Below are 20,265 nucleotides of genomic sequence, written 5' to 3'. Positions count from 1 at the left end.
GATCCGTCCCCTCCCACTGATCTGTACCCGCCCCGTGGCCGGCCTCGAGCCGACCGGTCATCGGCCGTGCTCCGTCATCTTCACGACCGTCGACACGACAGACCGCTCAGCGCGGCTCCGCGTCGAACAGCTTCGCCACGGGAGCGACGACCCCCGGGTCGCCGCTGAACCGGTAGTCGCACGCGCCGTTGCCCGTACGATCCCACAACGTCACCGCCTTGATCTCGGGAAACGTCCGAAGGACGTCCGGGATCTCGGCGTACCACTGGACGCGTCGCGTCGGGTCGGTGGGATCGGCCACGCTGCCGACCTCGCTCAGCATCATCGGCTTGGACAGGTCGATGTCCAGGTCCGCCGAGCGCTGCGTCAGCCACGAGCGGAAGACGGACATGGACTCCGCGAACGTGCGCCACCGCTTGGGCTCGAATGTGCCCGTCCGGCATCCGGCGGCGTTGTAGACGTCCCAGCTGATCCAGTCGACGGCGTCGTTGCCCGGCCACATCGTCGCCGCTCTCGGGAGACCGGCCTCGGTGCCGATCATGACCCACACCCACACCGCGTTGGACGCACCCTCCGCACGGTAGAGGTCGCGGACGTGCCTCCAGGCGGCGACGAACTCCGCCCCGGACCCGCGGGCGAGCTCGGCGGGGTTGTCGGCCTCGTGCTCGAACGTGACCCACACCGGCTTCTTAAGGGCGGCGAGCCCACGTGCCTGCGCTCTCAGCTGCACGTCGAACCGCCCGGACACCACGGAGGCCCACGTGTCGTCGGGGCCGAGGTCGATGCTGACGTGCAACAGCCGACCCGCGCGCACCAGGGCCTTCTCGTCCTCGGAGGGCACGACGTCGGTGATCCGGTGGAAGCGATAGATGAAGTCGAAGGGTCGCGCCAGCGCGGCCTCGGACTGGGCCAGCGAGTCGGCGTTGGGCTTCGCGCTCGTCACGCCGACGAGCAGCCCACAGGCCGGCACGAGCAGCGGACCGACCGGGCACGCTGGGCTGGAGGTGCCCGGGGCAGGCACGGACGACACCCGCGCCGTGGTGCGGGGCGCGGGCGGCCCCGACGAGCAGCCGGCGAGGATCCCGACGATGCACGCCATCGCCGCCAGCCGCCCACGGCGCCCACCGCCACGAGGCGTCCGAGGTGTCCGAGGTGTCCGCATCGTCCGCGTCGTCCCGGCCGTCGGGCTCTGTTCGGTCGTCGTGGTCACCACGTCAGCCCCTCCCGTCGAGGCGGGCGGACGGGGCGCCCGTGCCCTCGAGGACACCGAGGCTCGACAGGTCGTAGCCGAAGCCCTGGATGCGTTCGCCGTAGCGCTCCTCCACGACCCGCCGGCGTCGACGACGCAGCACGGACCCGGTGCGCATCTGCTCCCAGGTCCTCACGTAGGAGCCGCTGCGACCCGGCCTGATGCCGGTGGCCGGGATGGGGCCCGTGAGGTCGAGGAAGGCGCGCACCCGCTCCAGCTGCTGCTCGGGTGCCTCGACCAGGTCCTCGTACCTCAGGACGAGGAGGTTGGAGAGGCGGCTCTCGTCCTCCATGAGGATCTCGTGCGCGCGGATCCAGTGGCGTATGTAGCCCTCGAAACCCACCCGCCGGCGTCCCTTGCGGTTGACGACCAACGGGTCCCATTTGGCCATGGCCAGCGCCACCACCACGGGATGGCGCATCACCATGACGAAGCGCGCGGACGGGAAGCTCGCCTGCAGGAACCTGCTCATGACGATGTTGTTGGGGGACTTCTCGACCAGTACCGGGCGACTCAGGTCCCAGTACGGCGACCAGGCAGCCATGAGCCGACCGGCGCTCGCACCGCCCGCCAGCGGCGAGTCCTCGGTGAGGTGCGCGTCGGGGTTGAAGGCGAAGCGGCCCATGCCCCCCAGCGCGCGGAGCTGGGGGTAGACGTCCTGGAGGTAGATGCCCTCGTTCTCGACGACCCCGGTGCCCGTCAGGCCGCTCACGTCGGGGTGCTCGGCGAGCACTGCGGCGAGGGGAGTCGTTCCGCTGCGGTGCAATCCACCCACGAACACCATCTGGTGGTCACCCACAGTGACTCGTCTCCTTCGAGCACAGTCCCCACTCCCCCGGTGAGCGGGTCGACTGATCGTCACTGTAACGACAGCCGTGCACTGCCACGGGTGAATGTCGGTGATGACACCGAATGCGACGAACTTTCTCCAAGCCCGTCCGGGGACGCCCGGGGTCACCTACCATTTCGTCAGAGGCGCAGTCGCGCCGAGTCTGCTTTCACGACGTGCGTCGGGGAATGCCGGACAGGCCCTGGTGGGGACCATGTGGCCGATGGGAAGCGCATCGACGCATGGCTTGGGGGTGGCGTGCAGGACTTGGGGTTCTCGTCGGGTGTGGACGAGATGAGATCGACGAGAACGCGAACGGCCTGGATCCGTCGGCCCGGTAACGCCCTCCTGGCGGTCACCTTCGGGTTCCTCGGCTGGTGGGTGGTCGGCCTCAGCGCCGCCATCTTCCTGCTGGCCGCGGTCCTGATGGGCATCGAGCTGGCGCACCGGCGCCGCATCCTCGTGCCCCGGGGTTTCGGGGCCTGGCTGCTCTTCCTCGCCTGGGTCGTGTGTGGGGTGATCGTCCTCAACGTCGACGCGCCCGGCGCCGTCCCGGGTGACTCGAGCAGTCGCTACATGACGTGGGCCTATCGCCTGGCCTGGTACGTCGCCGCCACGGTGGCCATGCTGTACGTCGGGAACCTGCGACGGGAGCTGTCCCTGCTCCGGGTCTCCCGCATCATGTCGTGGATGTTCATCGCCACCGCCGTCGGCGGATGGCTCGGTGTCCTCGTCCCGCACCTCGAGTTCACCTCCCTGCTCGAGCACGTCCTCCCGGGCGGCCTGCTCCAGTCCGACTTCGTGACCTTCCTCGTCCACCCGCAGGTCGTGCAGCTGTATGCCGGCGCGGCCACCGACACGGCTCGGCCGAGCGCGCCCTTTCCGTACAGCAACATCTGGGGTCTCAACTTCGCCTGCTTCCTGCCCTTCTTCGTCCATGCGTGGATGACCCGCGACGCGGGGTGGCGTCGCCCCGTCGCCCCCGTCGTGCTCGCCCTCGCCCTCGTCCCGGCGATCCAGTCGCTGAACCGTGGACTCTGGGTGGCGCTGATCGCCTCGGCCGTCGTCGTGGTCGTCCGGTCGGTGCTGGCGGGACGCATCAAGCTGCTCGTCGTCAGCGTAGGCGGCGCGGCCCTCCTCGCCGCGGTGCTCGCGGGCACCCACTTCGCCGACCTGATCATCCACCGACTCGACAACCCCACGAGCAACGACACCCGCACCAGCCTCGGCGTCGCCACCGTGGAGAGCGTCGTCGAGGGGTCGCCCATCGTCGGTTTCGGCACGACCCGCGACGTGCAGGGAACCTTCACCTCGATCGCCGGCGGCGCCACGACCGAGTGCCCGCAGTGCAGCCCGCCGGCGCTCGGCACCCAAGGGCATCTCTGGCTCGTGGTCTTCAGCCAGGGCCTCGTCGGCGCCGGGCTGTACCTCAGCTTCTACCTCCGCGCGCTCTGGCGCACACGCAGGATCCTGTCGAGCGAGGTCACCGTCGGGGTCGTCGCCATCGGAGCCCACCTGACCACCATGTTCGTCTACGACTCGATCGGCATGTCGATGGTCGCCGTGGGGGTCGGCATGGCCTACCTGTGGCGCGAGGAGGTCCGTGCGGCGCCGGATGCCGTCGAGGTCACCCTCGGCGCCTACCTCGGCCTCGTGCGGCGGCACTGGGTCGTCGTCACCGTCTGCGTCGCACTCGGACTCGGTGCCGCGTACGGCGTCCAGTCCCGGCAGGGTCGGGCCTCCGGCGCGACGGTGTCCCTCTTCGTCCCGGCCGACCCGCCGGCTCTCGTCGACCGAGGGCTCGGGACGTCGATGGACACCGAGGGCGCGTACGCCCATTCCGCCGAGGTGCTCGCTGCCATGAGCGCAGAGGTGGGACATCCCGTCACGACCGACGAGGTCTTCGTGTCGGCCGACCCCAACTCCCGCATCCTCAACCTCCGCTTCGTCGGACCCGGCGCCCCGCGTACGCGCAGCGCCCTCAATGCCGCCGCCGACGTGGTCATCAGTCAGCGCAACGCGCGTCTCGAGGCAGCCGTGGCCACCGTCAGGAACGAGCTGTCGTCCCGGGCCGCCGCCCGGACGGCTGCCTATCTCGCCGTGGACCGGGTCTACACGCTCGTCGACGTGCTCCGACCCGCCGGGAGCTCGATCCAGCAGACCGCCCTGCGCCAGCAGCGCACCGCCGCCCGCGCCCAGATCACCGACATCGAGATGCACCTGTCGCGGCTCGACGCCACCGAGGTCTCACCCGCGGTCGTCGTGACGCCACCACGGCCCACCCGGCACCGCGACGGGTGGATCATCGGCCTGACCGGGGGCGGCATGCTCGGGCTGCTGGTCGGCCTCGGACTGGCCTACTACCGCGACGCGCTCGGCGCCCGCGCCCGCAGGAGCGACGAGCTGGCGCGACGCGTGCAGGCACCGGTGCTCTGGAGCGGAGACCCGCGGCGGCAGGGCTCGGAGCTCTCCGCCGCGGTACGTGGCTACGGTGCCGCCACCTTCGTCGCCGCGAGTCCCTCGCCGGACGCGCGGGAGCTCGCGCGCACCCTCGGCCGTCAGTCGCACTCCGCCACCGGAACGGTTGGGCCACACGGCGTTCCGGCGGACCACGCCGGCACGGCGACGATCATCGTGGTCGACGGCCGGACTCGGATCCGCGTCGCCGACACCGCGGCGAAGCGGCTGAGAATGGGCGGCCACAGCGTCGCCGGAGTCCTCGTCGACAGTAGGCGGCCGGAGGGGCCGCTGCTCGACCGCATCCAAGCCATCGGCACCGGCCGATCCACGCGAAGTGAAAGGTGAAGACATGGAGACCATTCCCCCCACGGAGGTGACTCCCCATCTCGTCCGTCAGGCGCTGCGGCACCACTGGATCCTCGTCCTGGTCCCCGTCGTGCTGCTGGCGGCGGTCGGCACGCTCCTGTCGCGCGGACAGCAGCCGGACTACACCTCGGTCACCTCGATCATGCTCAAGCCGACGCTAGGCAACCCGCTCTCCCAGGACTCGGCGAAGAGCTCGCCGCAGATCACCGTGGCGATGAGCACGGAGGCCGGCCTGGTCACGTCGCCGCAGGTGACCGACCTGGTGAACGCGAAGCTCGGAACCGACCTGCCCGCGTCGAGCACCGCCATCTCGGCGCAGGTCCCGGCCAATAGCCAGATCCTGCAGATCTCCGCATCGGGTGCGAGCCCGGAAGCCGCCCAGTCGCTGGCCGCGGCCTTCGGCCAGTCCTACCTCGAGTTCCGGGCGGCCCAGTCCAAGAAGCTCGTCGACGCCCAGGTCGCGGATCTGACGGCGCAGGAGAAGGCGGCGTCCGACGGCCTCAAGAAGGCGACCACCGACGCGGACAGCCTCAACCCGCCGGCGGACGCCGTCGCACGGCTCCAGCTCTTCAGCAACCGCGTCGCGACCCTTCAGGACGCGTTGACGTCGATCAAGACGACCGACAGCGGCCCCGGGCTCTTGGTGGCCCCGGCAACGGCACCGACGTCCTCGGACGGCATCCCCGCGTGGGCCTTCACCGTCGCCGGCGGCGCCCTCGGTCTCGGTCTCGGCTTCGTGCTCGCGCTGTGGCGTCAGCGCACCGATCGTCGCATCCGCTTCGACGAGGCCGCGTCGGTCGCCGGCCTCCCCGTGCTCGCCGCGACCACGTCCGGTGACGAGCTCGACCCCGAGGCCGTCCGGATGCTGAGGTCGTCGGTCGCGCGGCTGTCGCCCGCCCCCGCGGTCGTGGGGGTCGTCCCGGTGGACGCCGAGCAGGGGTCCGCCGTCTCCGTCACGGCGGCGGGGCACCTCGCCCGATCGCTCGTCTCGGCGGGCTACCGTGTCGCCCTGCTCGATGCCACGCAGGAGGCGGACGGGTCGCGCCCGGGGCTCAGTGACTGGCTGCTCGACCTCACCGCGTCGTCCACCCTGCGTGAGCTGACCGAGGACACCGAGGGCGTGCTGCGCGTGGGGGCCGGCACCCGCCCGGCCGACGCCCAGGACCTGCTCGCCGGCCACCGATTCGTCGCGGCCGTCGAGGTCCTCGCGAGCAGCGTCGACTACGTCATCGTCGCCGGGTCGTCCGTGCTCGGCGGGGGTTCGGGCGGGGACCTCGCTCTCGTCACGACCGGCGCCCTGGCAGTCTGCACCGACCGGTTGACGACGATCGAGCAGGTCGAGTGGATGGCGCGCGCTGCCGCGCGGACGGGGCCGGCGCTGCTGGGGCTCGTGGCGCTGCCGCGAGGAAGTGCCACGGTCGCACGACGCGCCGCGCGCGGTTCCGGCAGCTCCGGGAGCTCCGGAGGCTCTGAGGCGCACCGCGACCCGGGCCGTGGTGACGGCGCGCCCCGCCGGACGAGGACGGCCGACGGGGGGCCCCCGCGGCGCCCGGTCGTGTCCGCACCCGAAGAGCTGCGCTCACCGACCGAGAGCCTCCTCGCCGAGACGTCCGATGATGCCGTCGTGCGCACCGCCACATGAGCTCGCCCGACGTGGCGGCTCCCCCCGAGCGCCGCACGGCCCAGGAGGTCGCCGACCAGCTGCACCAGCTGTGGCCGGACGCCGCAGGCGTCGTCGTCCGGTCACGGCGGGCGGCGCGGTCGCACGCCGTGAGCTTCGTCCCGCTGCCGAGCGCGTCCCGACCCAGGCTGTTGACGCCCGCGACGCCGCACCGCGTGGCTGCCGCCGCGGTGCGCAGCACCACGACGCCGACGGGCCTGCGTGACCGAGCCGTGCTGGCCGTGGCCGGTGCCGCGGCGCGCTGGGGCCTGCTCCGCCTGCACCCGCACCGGGTCGTCGTCGACGGCAACGACGCCGCGCTGGCCGGCTCGCTGCCGAGCCGACTCGGTCGCCAGCTCGGCGCCGACCTCGTGCCGTCGTTCTACGTCGGGCCCGTCCGGGCCGTGCAGAAGCCGGTCATCCGCCTGCACCGCGCCGACGGGTCGAGCGCGGCGTTCGCCAAGGTCGGGTCGAGCGACTTCACCGACGCCCTCGTCGCTCGTGAGGCTGCTGCCCTCCGCGTCCTGGGGGATGTCCCGTGGACGACGTTGAGGGTCCCCCGCCTGCTGGCCCACCAGCGCTGGAACGGCCACGACGTCCTCGTGCAGACGGCGTTGAGCAGCGACGGACCGGCTGACCTCGACCTCTCCCTGCGCGCCCTGCGGGAGCTGGTGCAGGCCGGGGAGGTCGTGCGGACGTCGCTGGCCGACTCGGTCTGGTGGCACGAGCTCGGCCGCCGCACGGCCTGCCTGCCCGACCACCCCGCGGCCGACGTCCTGCGCCGGGCGGTCGAGGCCCTCGAGGCCCTGGCCCCCACGCTGCACGTCTCGCAGGGACGGGCCCACCTCGACTGGGCCCCGTGGAACATGGGCAGGTCAGGTGACGTCCTCTCGGTGTGGGACTGGGAACAGTTCAGCGAGGGAGTCCCGGTCGGCTACGACGCCGTCCACTACGCGGTCCAGGACCTCGTCGTGCTGGAGCAGGCGCATCCGGTGGCCGCGTTCGCGACCGTGCGGCGCCAGGCACCGCGCCTGGTGGAGCGCCTCGGCCTGTCGCCGGCGGAGGGCGACCTGGTGGTCCTCCTCTACGTCCTCGACCTGGCCAGCAGGTACCTCGAGGACGGTGAGACCGGGACCCGGCTCAGCCGGCTGGACGGCTGGCTGGCGACGGTCCTCTCATCGTTCCCCCTGACGGCGGCCGCCGCGTCATGAGCAGTCCACCGAAACAGCTGACCGGGCCCGGCTCGAACGCGGTCGGCGCGGTCGCCCGTGGTGGCATGGCCAACCTCGGTGGCGCCGTCGTGTCGGCAGCCGCACAGTTCGCGCTCACCCTGATCGTGACCCGGTCGCTCGAGCGCGCCGACGCCGGCGTGTTCTTCACCACCACCTCGATCTTCCTGGTGCTCGTGGTCATCGCCAACTTCGGCGCCAACACCGGACTGGTCTACTTCCTCGCGCGCCTCAGGGCCGGCGACGACCAGTGGTCGGCCCACCGGGTGCTGCGGGCGGCCTTCGGTCCCACATCGATCTTCTCGGTGCTACTGGCATCCGCGGCGTTCGTCCTCGCCGACCCCATCGCGCGGCAGGTGGCCCCCGACCAGCACGCGACGGCGCAGCTCTACGTCCAGGGCCTGGCCCTCTTCATCCCGCTCGCCTCGTGCGAGAGCCTCGCCGTCGCCGCCAGCCGGGGCGCGGGCTCGATGCGTCCCACGGTGCTGCTGACGATGGTCGGCCGCCCCGTGGTCCAGGTCGTCTGCGTGGCCGTCGCCCTCCTCGTCGGGACGTCCGGGCTGCTCACGCCGGGGTGGGCGCTGCCGTACCTGCCGGCCGCGCTCGCCGCGCTCTGGTGGATGAACCGGCACGTGAACGCGCGTCTGGCGTCCCGGCGGGGTGCTGGTGCCTCCCAGCACGACGCCCCGACGCGTGTCGAGCCGACGCGCGCGGAGCCGACCCGACACGGGCTGCTGCGCTCGTTCTGGGCGTTCAGCTCGGCCCGCGCGGCGACGAGCATCATGCAGATCGCCATGCAGCGGCTCGACATCGTCCTCGTCGCGGTGCTGGCCTCACCCGCTGACGCAGCGCTCTACACCGCGGCGACGCGCTTCGTCGTCGTCGGTCAGATGGCGACGAACGCGCTGATGCTGGCGACGCAGCCGCGCCTCGCCGTGGCGCTCACCCGCGGTGACCTCCACCAGGTCCGTGACCTCTACCAGGTGTCCACCTCGTGGCTGATCGCCCTGGCCTGGCCGCTCTACCTACTGCTCATGGTCTTCGGTTCGAGCCTGCTCGCGGTCTTCGGGCCCGGCTACTCCGAGGGCGGCGTGGTCCTCACGGTCGTCGCCCTCGCCATGCTGCTCTCGACCGCCTTCGGCATGGTCGACACCGTGCTGACGATGTCCGGGCGGGCCAGCCTCAACATGGCCAACACCGCCGTCGGCCTCGGGGTCCAGGTGGCGCTCGACCTCGCCCTCATCCCGCGCCTCGGGATCGCCGGCGCGGCGATCGGGTGGGCCGCGTCGATCCTCGTCCGCAACGTCCTGGGCCTGACCATGGTGTTCCGCGTGGTGCACGTCCTGCCCTTCTCGCGGGCGGGCGTCGCGACGATGGCCGTGGCCGTCGTGACGTGCGGTTCCCTGCCACTCGCCGTCGAACAGGTGGCGGGTGGCGGCTGGCTCACGCTCACCACGGTCGCACTCGTCGCCGGCGCGCTGCACCTGCTCGGGCTGCTCCGGCTGCGTCGTGCGCTGCGCCTGGACGAGCTCTGGGCGTCGGTGCGACGGGGCCGGGCGACCACCTGACCGCACGTCGGCGCGAGGCCGACGACGAGAGGTCCCGCCCGTCGTCGTGACGGGCGGGACCTCTCGCGGGGTGGCTGTCGACGTCGTCGACGGTCAGACGGCCTCGGTGATCATGCCGGCGGCGACCGTGCGGTTCGTCGCCTCGTCGATCAGCACGAAGCCTCCGGTGCTCCGGTTGCGGCTGTACTCGTCGCACATGAGCGGCACGGTCGTACGCAGACGCACGCGGCCGATCTCGTTGAGCGTCAAGGTGGTTGCCGCCTCGTCGCGGTGCAGCGAGTTGATGTCGAGCCGGTAGTTGAGGTCCTTGACGATCGTACGGGCCGTGCGCGTCGTGTGCTTGATCGCATACTTCGCGCCGACCCGGAACGGCGTCGTCTCGTCCATCCAGCAGATCATCGCGTCGACGTCCTGGGCGACGTGGGGACGGTTCTGCGGGCGGCAGATCATGTCGCCGCGCGAGACGTCGATGTCGTCCTCGAGACGGATGGTCACCGACATCGGTGGGTACGCCTCGTCGATCTCGCCGTCGGCCGTCTCGACCGCCTTGACCTTGGTCGTGAAGCCCGAGGGCAGCACCATGACGTCGTCGCCCTTGCGGATCGAGCCGCCGGCCACCGTCCCGGCGTAGCCGCGGTAGTCGTGCCACTCGTCGGACTGCGGCCGGATGACGTACTGGACGGGGAACCGCACGTCGATGAGGTTGCGGTCGCTCGCCACGTGGACGTTCTCCAGGTGGTGCAGCAGGCTCGGGCCGTCGTACCACGGCATGTTCTCCGAGCGCGTCACGACGTTCTCGCCGTGGATCGCCGAGACGGGGATCACCGTGAGGTCGGGCACCCGGAGCTTGGCCGCGAACGCGGTGAACTCCTCGTGGATGCGCTGGTAGACCTCTTCGGAGTAGTCGACGAGGTCCATCTTGTTGACGCACAGCACGATGTGCGGCACCTGGAGCAGGGTCGCGAGGAACGCGTGCCGCCGGCTCTGCTCGACGATGCCCTTGCGGGCGTCGACGAGCACGAGGGCCAGGTCGGCCGTCGAGGCCCCCGTCACCATGTTGCGCGTGTACTGCACGTGCCCCGGGGTGTCGGCGATGATGAACTTGCGCTTGGGCGTCGCGAAGTAGCGGTAGGCGACGTCGATGGTGATGCCCTGCTCCCGCTCGGCCCGGAGGCCGTCGGTCAGCAGCGCGAGGTTGACGTGCTCGTCGCCGCGCTCACGGCTGACCTTCTCGACCGCGTCGATCTGGTCGGAGAACGCCGTCTTGGTGTCGTAGAGCAGGCGCCCGATGAGCGTGGACTTGCCGTCGTCGACCGAGCCGGCCGTGGCGAAACGCAGGATGTCCATCAGAAGTACCCCTCACGCTTGCGATCTTCCATCGCAGCCTCGCTGAACTTGTCGTCGCCGCGGGTCGCGCCGCGCTCGGTCACCCGGGTGGTCGCGATCTCCTCGATGACCTTCTCCACCGTGTCCGCGTCGGAGACGACGGCGGCGGTGAGGCTCGCGTCGCCGACCGTGCGGTAGCGCACGCGGACGGTGGAGACCTCCTCGCCCGGGCGGGGCTGCTTGTGCTCGTGGACGGCGTAGAGCATGCCGTCCCGCTCGAAGCACTCGCGGTCGTGGGCGAAGTAGATCGAGGGCAGGTCGATACCCTCCTCGCGGATGTAGTGCCAGATGTCGAGCTCGGTCCAGTTCGAGAGCGGGAAGACCCGGATGCTCTCCCCCGAGCCGATGCGCCCGTTGAAGAGGTTCCACAGCTCGGGCCGCTGGTTCTTCGGGTCCCACTGGCCGAACTCGTCGCGGAAGGAGAAGATCCGCTCCTTGGCCCGCGCCTTGTCCTCGTCGCGCCGGGCGCCGCCGAAGATCGCCGTGAAGGCGTGCTTCTCGAGGGCCTCCAGCAGCACGGGGGTCTGGATGCGGTTGCGCGTGCCGTCGCGCGGTGCGACGACGCTGCCGTTCTCGATGGCCTCCTCGACGCTCGCGACGATGAGCTGGATCCCGAGCTCGCTGACGCGTCGGTCGCGGAACTCGAGCACCTCGTCGAAGTTGTGTCCCGTGTCGACGTGCATGACCGGGAAGGGGATCCGCGCCGGGTAGAACGCCTTCTGCGCGAGGCGCAGCATGACGATGGAGTCCTTGCCCCCCGAGAAGAGCAGGACCGGCCGCTCGAACTCGGCGACCACCTCCCGCATGATGTGGATGGCCTCGGCCTCGAGGACCCTCAGCTGGCTCAGCTGGTAGTCGGGTGTCTCCCGAATCACTGCTCTTCCCCCTTGGTCAGCTCGTCGATGACGGTCAGCAGGTGCTCCGCGTGCTCCGGCCGGCAGACGACCAGGTCGGGCAGTCGCGGGTCGGACTGGTTGTAGCGCAGGGGCGACCCGTCGATGCGGCTCGTGTGCAGGCCCGCGCTGCGGGCCACGGCGACCGGAGCCGCCGAGTCCCACTCGAACTGGCCGCCCGCGTGGACGTAGGCATCGACCGTGCCGTCGAGGACGGCCGTGGCCTTGACGCCCGCCGAACCCATGGGTACGAGCTCCGCACCGAGCCGCTCGGCCAGGGCGGTCACGAACGCCGGCGGACGGGTTCGACTGACGGCCAGGCGGATCGGGCCGTCAACCGGTGCGGGCACCGTCGGTGGCTCGTCGGTGGCCAGGGTGTCGCCCATCGCGGGCCGCGACACGGCGCCGGCGACGAGCTCGCCGTCCTGCCAGAGCGCGACGTGCACGGCCCAGTCCTCACGCGGGATCTCCGAGAACTCCCGGGTGCCGTCGAGCGGGTCGATGATCCAGACGCGGTCGGCCCCCAGCCGGCTCGCGTCGTCGGCCGCCTCCTCGCTCAGCACCGCGTCCGTGGGACGGTGGCGCTCGAGCTCGGCGGCCAGGTGCTGCTGCGACCGCTCGTCACCGGCCGCCTTGAGCGCGGCCGGCTCGAGGTCGGCCTGCTCACGCCGAAGCTCGAGCAGCACTCGCCCGGCCGACTCGGCGAGTCGACGAGCGAGCCTCGCGTCGTCGAGCCGTTCGGCGACCCCGCCCCCCGGCGACGTCGTGTCTGGTGGCGCGCTGTCCGTGCGCCCTTCCGTGAACCCCATCTGTGCCCCCCGCACGTCCGAATCTGGACACGGAGGATCGACGACACCGGCACCGTCGGCTGTGACGGTGTCCACGTGTTCGGCGGCCCCCCCGCGCATGGTCCGGCGGCACTCCGTGATGGCGCCCCGCCGTGCATTGGCTTCATGCTACGGCGGCCCCGCAGGCGTGTCCGGCGAATGGGCAAAGGTGCGGTTTGCGCGGTTGCGAACCGCGTCCGGCCCCAGATCGCCTGTCGCCCAGACGAATCCCGCGGACCCGGCCGCCGCGCACGAGGAGGCCGGTCAGCGAGGGGCGTGGAAGCGCTGCTGGGCGTCGAGCAGACCGACGTCGACGAGCGCCTCGACGGCGTCGGCGCCCTCGTCGAGCAGGAACGGGAGCACGTCGGCGCGCTCGGCCTTGGAGAAGTCCTTGAGCACGAAGTCGGCGGGGTCCTGGCGACCCGGCGGCCGGCCGATGCCGAGGCGCACCCGGAGGTAGTCACGGGTGCCGATCGAGCGGGAGACCGACCGCAGGCCGTTGTGGCCGCCCTCGCCGCCGCCCAGCTTGAGCCGCACCAGACCCGCGTCGATGTCGAGCTCGTCGTGCAGCACGATGACGCGCTCCGGCGGCACGTCGTAGTACTTCGAGAGGCCGGCGACCGCCGAGCCGGACTCGTTCATGTAGAGCGAGGGCACCGCGAGCACGACCTTGGGGCCGCCGACGCGCAGGCGGGTCTCGGCGACCCGAGCCCGGGCGGCCTTGTGCGCCTTGAACGACGCGCGTCCACCGAGGGCACGGCCCGCGAGCTCGTCGACGGCCATGGCGCCGACGTTGTGCCGGTTGCCGGCATACCCCGGCCCCGGGTTGCCGAGCCCGATGACGAGCCAGGTGTCCATGGGGTGTCCGATCGGTGGGAGGTGTCGGTGGTCGGCCGGCGCAGAGGGCCGGAGCGGGCACGGGCCCCGCCGAGCCGGAGCTCGGGCGGGACCCGTGGACGCAGGAGGTGGCGCGGGGCGCCACCGCCGGGGTGGTGCGAGCGCTCAGGCGTCGTCGCCCTCGGCCTTGGCCTCGTCGCCCTCGGACTCGCCCTCGGCGGCCTCGGCGGCGTCCTCGTCGGACTCCTCGCGCTCGATGCCGGCCTCGGCCTCGGCCTCGGCGAGCTCGGCCTCGAGCTCCTCGGCGGAGATGGCCTGCGTCACGTTGACGACGAGCGCCTCCTCGTCGGTGACGAGCGTCGCGCCCTCGGGCAGCTCGACGGCGCCGGCGAGGATCTGGGTGCCGGCCTGCAGGCCCTCGACCGAGATGACGACGTTCTCGGGGATGTTCGTGGCGAGCGCCTCGACCTGGAGGGTGTTGTTGTCGAGCGTGACGACCGTCTCGGGAGCGGCCTCGCCCTCGAGGTGCACGGCGACGTCGACGACGACCTTCTCGCCCTTGCGGACGACGACGAGGTCGACGTGGTCGATGACCGGCTTGATGGCGTCGCGCTGCACGTCCTTGGCGAGCGCGAGCTGCTCCTTGCCGTCGATGACGATCGTCAGCAGGGCGTTGGCCTGCTTGAGCGCCATCATCGTGTCGTGGCCGGGGAGCGAGATGTGCACGGGCTCGGTGCCGTGGCCGTACATGACGGCGGGGATGTTGCCGGAGCGGCGGATCTTGCGGGCGGCGCCCTTGCCGAAGTCGGTGCGCTTCTCGGCGACGAGCGTGGTCTTGTCGGACACGGGATCTCCTGGGGTCGAAGAGGATGAGGCGGTCGGTGGCGGCCTCGACGCGGGACACCGCACGGGTGTCGGCAGGAGTGGTCCGGGTGACCAGGGGGTCCGCGCGCAGAGGCGGACCCGTCGGCGGAGATCTCCACCGTCGGTCCACCGCGTCGATCACGGACCCCGTCACGTCCACCGAAGCGGCCGTGCACCGTCCCTCGCCGAGGCAACTTCTCGATCCTACGCGACGAGCACCCGGCGGGTGAAATCGCGCGCGCCGCGCGGACGGCGCCCAGCCCGCCGACCACTCCACCGTCTACCCCGCCGACCGCCCCGCCGTCTACCCCGCCGACTGCCCCACCGTCGGCTCCGCCACCGGCAGCGCCTCGGGCCCGGGCAGCGCGCGGGACTCGTCGGCCCGCACCGCGATCAGCCCGGCCACGATGAGCGCGCCGCCGACGAGCTGCACCGGGGTCGGCAGCTCGGCGAGGACGAGCCAGGCGAAGACGACGGCGAAGAGCACCTCCGTGAGGGCGACGAACGAGGCCACCTTGGCCCCGAGCAGCCGCACGGCCGCGATGCCCGTGACGTAGGCGAACGCCGCCGCGACGAGGGCGATGACGAGCAGCGGCACCCACCAGGGCACGACGTGCCCGCCGAGCGGGACGTCCGCGGCGCCCCGCGACATCCGGAGCACCCCCACGCCCGCGGCGAGCCAGAGCGAGACGGCGCCGACGACGAGGCCGCCACCGGCGAGCGCGAGCGGCGGCACGTCCTCCCCGACGTGCTCGGCGAGGAGGAAGTAGAGCACGAGGCACACCGCGGCTGCGAGGCCCCAGAGCACCCCGACGAGGCTGACGCTCGCGCCGCCGACGACGTCGAGCACGAGGAAGAGCCCCACGAGCGCGAGGACGACCCCGGCGACCGTGAGCCGCCGCGGGGCCCGGCGGTGGCGCAGCCACAGCCAGCCCACGATGAGCACGGGCGCGAGGTACTCGAGCAGCAGCGCCACCCCGACCGACAGGTGCGTCACCGCGTTGAAGTAGGCGAGCTGGCAGCCCGCGACCCCGGTGAGCCCGTAGCCGACCACCACCCAGGCGCGGCGGCGCAGCGCGCCCCACCGGCCCCGAAGCGACCAGAGGGCCGGGACGAGCAGCACGAGGGCCGCGACGGTGATCCGCAGCGTCACGACGAGGCCGGGCGACCACTCGCCGACGAGCAGCGCCTTGCCGAACGCGCCGGACGTGGCGAAGGCCGCGGCCGACACGAGCGCCACGCCGAGACCGACGAGCGGGTGCCGCCCCGGGCGAGGCACCCGCGGCGTCCCTGGCCGCGGGCCCGGTCCGGGCACCGCCGGGGCGACCACGCCCGTGTCCGTCGAGGCGCCGCCGTCCTGCACGTCCTGACCCACCGGCTCACCCATCCGCTCCACCACCCTGCCGGGCGCCCTGTCAGCACCCATCACGACTTAGACTCCTGACGGTAGCGATCACTCGCGTCAGGAGTCAACGTGCTTTTCACCCATGACACCGATCTCGCGCTGGCCGGCGCCGCCGCCCTCGTCAACACGCTGCCCGGCTCACGTCCCGGCGACCACGACCCCGACACGCTGACGACGCCCGACGACCTCGCCCGGCTCTTCGCCGAGCACGGGTGGACCGGGCGCTTCGACCGCGACCCGGCCGAGCTCGAAGCCGTGCGGGCCCTGCGGCCACGCCTGCGCGCACTCTGGGAGCTCGACGAGCCCGGCGTCGTCGAGCTCGTCAACCGGCTGCTCGCCGAGTCCCGCGCCGTGCCACAGCTCGTCGACCACGACGGGGTCGGCTGGCACGTGCACGCGACCGCGCCCGACGCACCCCTCGCCACCCGGATGGCCGTCGAGGCGGCCATCGCCGTCATCGACGTCGTGCGCGCCGGGGAGCTGCGCCGCCTGCGGCTCTGCGAGGCGGACGACTGCGACGACGTCGTCGTCGACCTGTCGCGCAACCGCTCGCGCCGGTTCTGCGACGGCGGCTGCGCGGCGCGAGCGCACACGGCCGCCTACCGCGAGCGCAGCCGGAGGGCCTCGACGCGGGTATGACCCAGCCGTGACACGACGGTGGCTGTTCGCCGACCAGCTCGGACCGCACTTCTCCCCCGCGGGCGAGCGGCGCGAGGGCGTGCTGCTCGTCGAGAGCCGCGCGGCCCTCGGCCGCCGCCGCTACCACCGCCAGAAGCTGCACCTCGTGCTCTCGGCGCTGCGGCACCGCGCCGCGGACCTCGGCGACTCCGCCGTGCTGCTGCGCACCGACACCTACGGCGAGGCGCTCGCCGAGCTCGGTGAGCCCGTCCGCGTGCACGAGCCGACCTCGTATGCCGCCGACGCCTTCGTGCGCCGCCGGCTGGCGACCGGTGAGGTCGAGGGCATCGACCCCACCCCGGGCTACAGCCTCCCCCGGGCCGAGTTCGCGCAGTGGGCGGGCTCGCGGCGCCGGCTGCGGATGGACGACTTCTACCGCTTCCAGCGCCAGCGACTCGACCTGCTCGTCGAGGGCGAGCACCCGGTGGGCGGGCGCTGGTCGTTCGACGACGAGAACCGCGAGCCACCGCCGAAGGGCGCGCGCACGCTCGAGGTGCCCCCGGCATACGCCCCCCGGGAGAGCGACGTCGACGCCGAGGTGCGCGACGACCTCGACCGCTGGACCCGCGACGAGGGGCTCGAGACCGTCGGGGAGGACGGGCCGCGGCTCTTCGCGGTGACCCGGCGCGAGGCGCTCGCGGCGCTGGAGCGGTTCGTCACGCACCGCCTCGGGGCCTTCGGGCCGCACGAGGACGCGATGCTGCGCGGCGACTGGGCGATGGCGCACAGCCTCCTCTCGGTGCCGCTCAACCTCGGGCTGCTCAGCCCCGTCGAGGTGGCCGAGCGTGCCGTGCAGGCCCTGCACGACGGCGACGCGCCGCTCGCCTCGGTCGAGGGGTTCGTGCGCCAGGTGATCGGTTGGCGCGAGTACGTCTGGCACACCTACTGGCACTTCGGCCCGGCCTACCGGCGGCGCAACGGCTTGGGCGCCGACGCGCCGCTGCCCGCGTGGTTCGACGACCTCGACGCCGACCGGGTCGACGCCGCGTGCCTCTCCGACGTGCTCGCCGGCGTGCGCGACCGCGGCTGGGTGCACCACATCCCGCGCCTCATGGTGCTCGGGAACTGGGCCGCCCAGCGCGGCTACCAGCCCGAGGCCCTCACCGAGTGGTTCCAGACCCGCTTCGTCGACGGCTACGACTGGGTCATGCCGCCCAACGTCGTCGGCATGAGCCAGCACGCCGACGGCGGCGCCATGGCGACCAAGCCCTACGTCTCCGGCGGGGCGTACGTCAACCGGATGAGTGACTACTGCGGCGGCTGCCGGTACGACCCGAAGAAGCGGGTGGGCGAGGACGCCTGCCCCTTCACCGCCGGCTACTGGGCCTACCTCGATCGCAACGCCGAGCGCCTCGAGGGCAACCACCGGATGGCGCGCCCGCTGCAGGGGCGCCACCGGCTCGCCGACCTCGAGCAGCTCGTCGAGCAGGAGCGGGCCCGCGGCGACGACCCGCCGTGAGGCCCGCTCTCAGGCCTTGCCGTCGAAGAGGCTCGTGACCGACCCGTCCTCGAAGACCTCACGGATCGCCATCGACACGAGCGGCGCGATGGAGAGCACCTCGAGCTTGTCGAACCGGCGGTCGTCGGGGATGGGCAGCGTGTTGGTGACGATGACCTCCTCGACGCGGCAGGCCTTGAGCCGGTCGACGGCCGGGCCGGAGAGGATGGCGTGCGTGGCCGCGATGATGACGGCGGCGGCCCCCTGCTCCATGAGCGCGTCCGCGGCCTTCGTGATGGTGCCCGCGGTGTCGATCATGTCGTCGACGAGCACGCAGACGCGGCCCTTGATCTCGCCCACGACGCGGTTGGCGACGACCTCGTTGGGCCGGTTGATGTCGCGCGTCTTGTGGATGAAGGCGAGCGGCGCGCCGCCGAGGCGCGAGCTCCAGTCCTCGGCGACCTTGATGCGGCCGGCGTCGGGCGAGACGACCGCGAGGTCGAGGTGGCCGTACTTCTGCCCGACGTAGTCGGCGAGGATCGGCATCGCCATGAGGTGGTCGACCGGGCCGTCGAAGAAGCCCTGGATCTGCGCCGTGTGCAGGTCGATCGCCATGAGCCGGTCGGCGCCGGCCGTCTTGAAGAGGTCGGCCATGAGGCGGGCCGAGATCGGCTCGCGACCGCGGTGCTTCTTGTCCTGGCGGGCGTAGCCGTAGAAGGGCAGCACCACCGTGATGCGCTTGGCCGAGGCGCGCTTCAGCGCGTCGATCATGATGAGCTGCTCCATGATCCACTCGTTGATCGGCGCGGTGTGGCTCTGGATGACGAAGGCGTCCGAGCCGCGCACCGACTCCTCGTAGCGCACGTAGATCTCGCCGTTGGCGAAGTCGTAGGCGCTCGTCGGGACGAGGTCGGTGCCGAGCGCGGCGGCGACCTCCTGCGCGAGCTGCGGGTGGGCCCGGCCGGAGAAGACCATGAGGTGCTTCTCGGTCGTCTTGTTGATGCCGCTCATCGCTGGGCGTCCTTCGTCTCGGAGGTCGCGGCCTGCGCCGCCTCGTCGGTCTTCGTGCCGGCGCGTCGGCGCGCGACCCACCCGTCGATGTTGCGCTGCTGGGCGCGGGTCACCGCGAGCTGGCCGGGGGCCACGTCGCTGACGACCGCCGAGCCGGCCGCGACGTAGGCGCCGTCGGCGATGGTGCGCGGCGCCACGATGACCGAGTTGCTGCCGACGAAGCTGTGCGCCCCGACGTTCGTGTGGCCCTTGGTGACGCCGTCGTAGTTGGCGAAGATCGTGCCCGCCCCGATGTTCGCGCCGGCGCCGATCGTGGCGTCGCCGCAGTAGGTCAGGTGCGGCACCTTGGCACCCTCGCCGATGTCGGCGTTCTTCGTCTCGACGAAGCCGCCGATCTTGCCCCGCGCGCCGAGTCGCGTGCCGGGCCGCAGGTAGGAGAAGGGGCCGACGGTGGCCTCCGGGCCGATGACGGCGAGCTCGGCCTGGGTGCGCACGACGCTCGCGCCGTCGCCGACCTCGACGTCGGTCAGGGTCGTGTCGGGCCCGATGACGCAGTCGCGCCCGATCGTGCTCGCCCCGAGCAGCTGGGTGCCGGGCCGCACGACGGTGTCGGGCCCGATCGTCACGTCGGCGTCGATCCACGTGGTCGCGGGGTCGATGACGATGGCGCCCTCACGCATGGCGGCCTCGACGGTGCGCCGGTTGAGCTCGGCGCCGAGGCGCGCGAGCTGCACCTTGTCGTTGACGCCCTCGGTCTGCCACAGGTCGGCGACGAGGTGCGCGCGCACCGCGAGGCCGCGACCGCGGGCGATGGCGATGACGTCGGTCAGGTACTTCTCGCCCTGCGCGTTGTCGGTGCCCACCTCGGCGAGCGCCTCGCGCAGGACCGCGGCGTCGAACGCATACAGCCCGCTGTTGACCTCGCGGATGGCGCGCTGGGCCTCGTCGGCGTCCTTCTGCTCGACGATGGCGACGACGGCACCCTGATCGTCGCGCACGACGCGGCCGTAGCCGGTGGGGTCGGCCAGCGTCGCCGTGATGACGGTGACCGCGTTGTCCTCGCCCTCGTGCGCGGCGACGAGCCCGTGCAGGGTCTCGGTCGTCAGCAGCGGCACGTCGCCGTACGTGACGACGACGGTGCCCGCGAGGTCGGCGGGCAGCACCTCGAGCGCGCACTCGACGGCGCGCCCCGTGCCCTTGACGTCGTCCTGGTCGGCGACGAGCGCCTCCGGGTCGACCTCGGCGACGTGCGCGGCCACCCGGTCGCGCTCGTGCCGGACGACGACGGCGAGGTGCTGCGGGCGGGTGCCCCGGGCGGCCCGGATCGCGTGGCCCACGAGACTGCGGCCGCCGATCGTGTGCAGGACCTTGGGGGTCGTGGACTTCATGCGTGTGCCCTCACCGGCGGCGAGGACGATCACGGCGGTCGGCCGTCGATCGCTCACGGGGTGCAGCTCCTTTTCGGATCGGGGTGCACTCGGGTGCGTAGGACCCCGGCCCGCACGGGCGCCGGGGTGCGCCGCAGCCATGCTACTCGCGGCCGGGGGTGCCGCCTCGCCGCCCGT

16 protein-coding genes are annotated in these 20,265 nt (G+C 72.3%); 6 read left to right on the top strand and 10 right to left on the bottom strand.

All coding sequences use genetic code 11. The annotated features are described in order from the left end of the window. Nucleotides 1-106 precede the first annotated feature (106 nt). Nucleotides 107-1,099 (bottom strand): glycoside hydrolase family 26 protein, encoded by a 993-nt coding sequence (locus ABD979_RS05840; RefSeq protein ID WP_345506506.1) that lies wholly within the window; start codon nt 1,097-1,099, stop codon nt 107-109. 115 nt (nt 1,100-1,214) lie between these two features. Next, a complete protein-coding gene (locus ABD979_RS05835; protein WP_345506730.1) occupies nt 1,215-2,033 on the bottom strand; it encodes a sulfotransferase family protein in 819 nt (272 codons plus the stop codon). A gap of 339 nt (nt 2,034-2,372) precedes the next feature. Here ABD979_RS05835 and ABD979_RS05830 point away from each other — a divergent pair, with 339 nt between their 5' ends. The 4 genes from ABD979_RS05830 to ABD979_RS05815 are packed head-to-tail and all read left to right on the top strand — an operon-like array spanning nt 2,373 to nt 9,361. Then, on the top strand, nt 2,373-4,883 hold the full coding sequence (locus ABD979_RS05830) for a hypothetical protein (RefSeq protein WP_345506505.1): 2,511 nt from the start codon (nt 2,373-2,375) through the stop codon (nt 4,881-4,883). 4 nt (nt 4,884-4,887) lie between these two features. Next, on the top strand, nt 4,888-6,546 hold the full coding sequence (locus ABD979_RS05825) for a hypothetical protein (RefSeq protein ID WP_345506504.1): 1,659 nt from the start codon (nt 4,888-4,890) through the stop codon (nt 6,544-6,546). Further along, nucleotides 6,543-7,775, top strand: coding sequence for a serine/threonine-protein kinase (locus ABD979_RS05820; RefSeq protein WP_345506503.1), 1,233 nt, complete (start codon nt 6,543-6,545; stop codon nt 7,773-7,775). The genes ABD979_RS05825 and ABD979_RS05820 overlap by 4 nt, the downstream gene beginning before the upstream one ends. After that, nucleotides 7,772-9,361, top strand: coding sequence for an oligosaccharide flippase family protein (locus ABD979_RS05815; protein WP_345506502.1), 1,590 nt, complete (start codon nt 7,772-7,774; stop codon nt 9,359-9,361). The genes ABD979_RS05820 and ABD979_RS05815 overlap by 4 nt, the downstream gene beginning before the upstream one ends. 93 nt (nt 9,362-9,454) lie before the next feature. Here the strand turns inward: ABD979_RS05815 and cysN are convergent, their stop codons facing one another. The 6 genes from cysN to ABD979_RS05785 form a co-directional block, all read right to left on the bottom strand. After that, a complete protein-coding gene (gene cysN, locus ABD979_RS05810; protein ID WP_345506501.1) occupies nt 9,455-10,708 on the bottom strand; it encodes a sulfate adenylyltransferase subunit CysN in 1,254 nt (417 codons plus the stop codon). Continuing rightward, the gene (gene cysD, locus ABD979_RS05805) at nt 10,708-11,553 is read right to left on the bottom strand and encodes a sulfate adenylyltransferase subunit CysD (protein WP_345506729.1); all 846 of its coding nucleotides are present in this window, start codon (nt 11,551-11,553) and stop codon (nt 10,708-10,710) included. The genes cysN and cysD overlap by 1 nt, the downstream gene beginning before the upstream one ends. A gap of 65 nt (nt 11,554-11,618) precedes the next feature. After that, entirely contained in the window at nt 11,619-12,326 is a 708-nt protein-coding gene (locus tag ABD979_RS05800; RefSeq protein WP_345506500.1) for a 3'(2'),5'-bisphosphate nucleotidase CysQ, read from the bottom strand. Nucleotides 12,327-12,731: 405 nt separating this feature from the next. Further along, nucleotides 12,732-13,325: an aminoacyl-tRNA hydrolase gene (gene pth, locus ABD979_RS05795; protein ID WP_345506499.1), complete on the bottom strand. Its 594-nt coding sequence runs from the start codon at nt 13,323-13,325 to the stop codon at nt 12,732-12,734. 144 nt (nt 13,326-13,469) lie between these two features. Then, the gene (locus ABD979_RS05790) at nt 13,470-14,150 is read right to left on the bottom strand and encodes a 50S ribosomal protein L25/general stress protein Ctc (protein ID WP_345506498.1); all 681 of its coding nucleotides are present in this window, start codon (nt 14,148-14,150) and stop codon (nt 13,470-13,472) included. A 322-nt stretch (nt 14,151-14,472) separates the two neighbouring features. Further along, on the bottom strand, nt 14,473-15,594 hold the full coding sequence (locus ABD979_RS05785) for an EamA family transporter (RefSeq protein WP_345506497.1): 1,122 nt from the start codon (nt 15,592-15,594) through the stop codon (nt 14,473-14,475). Nucleotides 15,595-15,642: 48 nt separating this feature from the next. On the opposite strand from ABD979_RS05785, the gene ABD979_RS05780 reads away from it, so the two are divergent. Continuing rightward, the gene (locus ABD979_RS05780; RefSeq protein WP_345506496.1) at nt 15,643-16,212 is read left to right on the top strand and encodes a CGNR zinc finger domain-containing protein; all 570 of its coding nucleotides are present in this window, start codon (nt 15,643-15,645) and stop codon (nt 16,210-16,212) included. A gap of 7 nt (nt 16,213-16,219) precedes the next feature. After that, complete coding sequence (locus ABD979_RS05775; RefSeq protein ID WP_345506495.1) at nt 16,220-17,710, top strand: cryptochrome/photolyase family protein; 1,491 nt, start codon at nt 16,220-16,222, stop codon at nt 17,708-17,710. A 9-nt stretch (nt 17,711-17,719) separates the two neighbouring features. Here ABD979_RS05775 and ABD979_RS05770 read toward each other — a convergent pair whose 3' ends face one another. Beyond that, nucleotides 17,720-18,700, bottom strand: a complete 981-nt coding sequence (locus ABD979_RS05770) for a ribose-phosphate diphosphokinase (protein WP_345506494.1) — start codon at nt 18,698-18,700, stop codon at nt 17,720-17,722. Further along, entirely contained in the window at nt 18,697-20,145 is a 1,449-nt protein-coding gene (glmU, locus tag ABD979_RS05765) for a bifunctional UDP-N-acetylglucosamine diphosphorylase/glucosamine-1-phosphate N-acetyltransferase GlmU (RefSeq protein WP_345506493.1), read from the bottom strand. The genes ABD979_RS05770 and glmU overlap by 4 nt, the downstream gene beginning before the upstream one ends. Nucleotides 20,146-20,265 lie beyond the last annotated feature (120 nt).

The sequence above is a fragment of the Terrabacter aeriphilus genome (genome assembly GCF_039542985.1).
GTDB lineage: Bacteria > Actinomycetota > Actinomycetes > Actinomycetales > Dermatophilaceae > Terrabacter > Terrabacter aeriphilus.
Note: the sequence above shows the minus strand (reverse complement) of the source record. Positions and strands in the feature narration are given on the sequence as shown.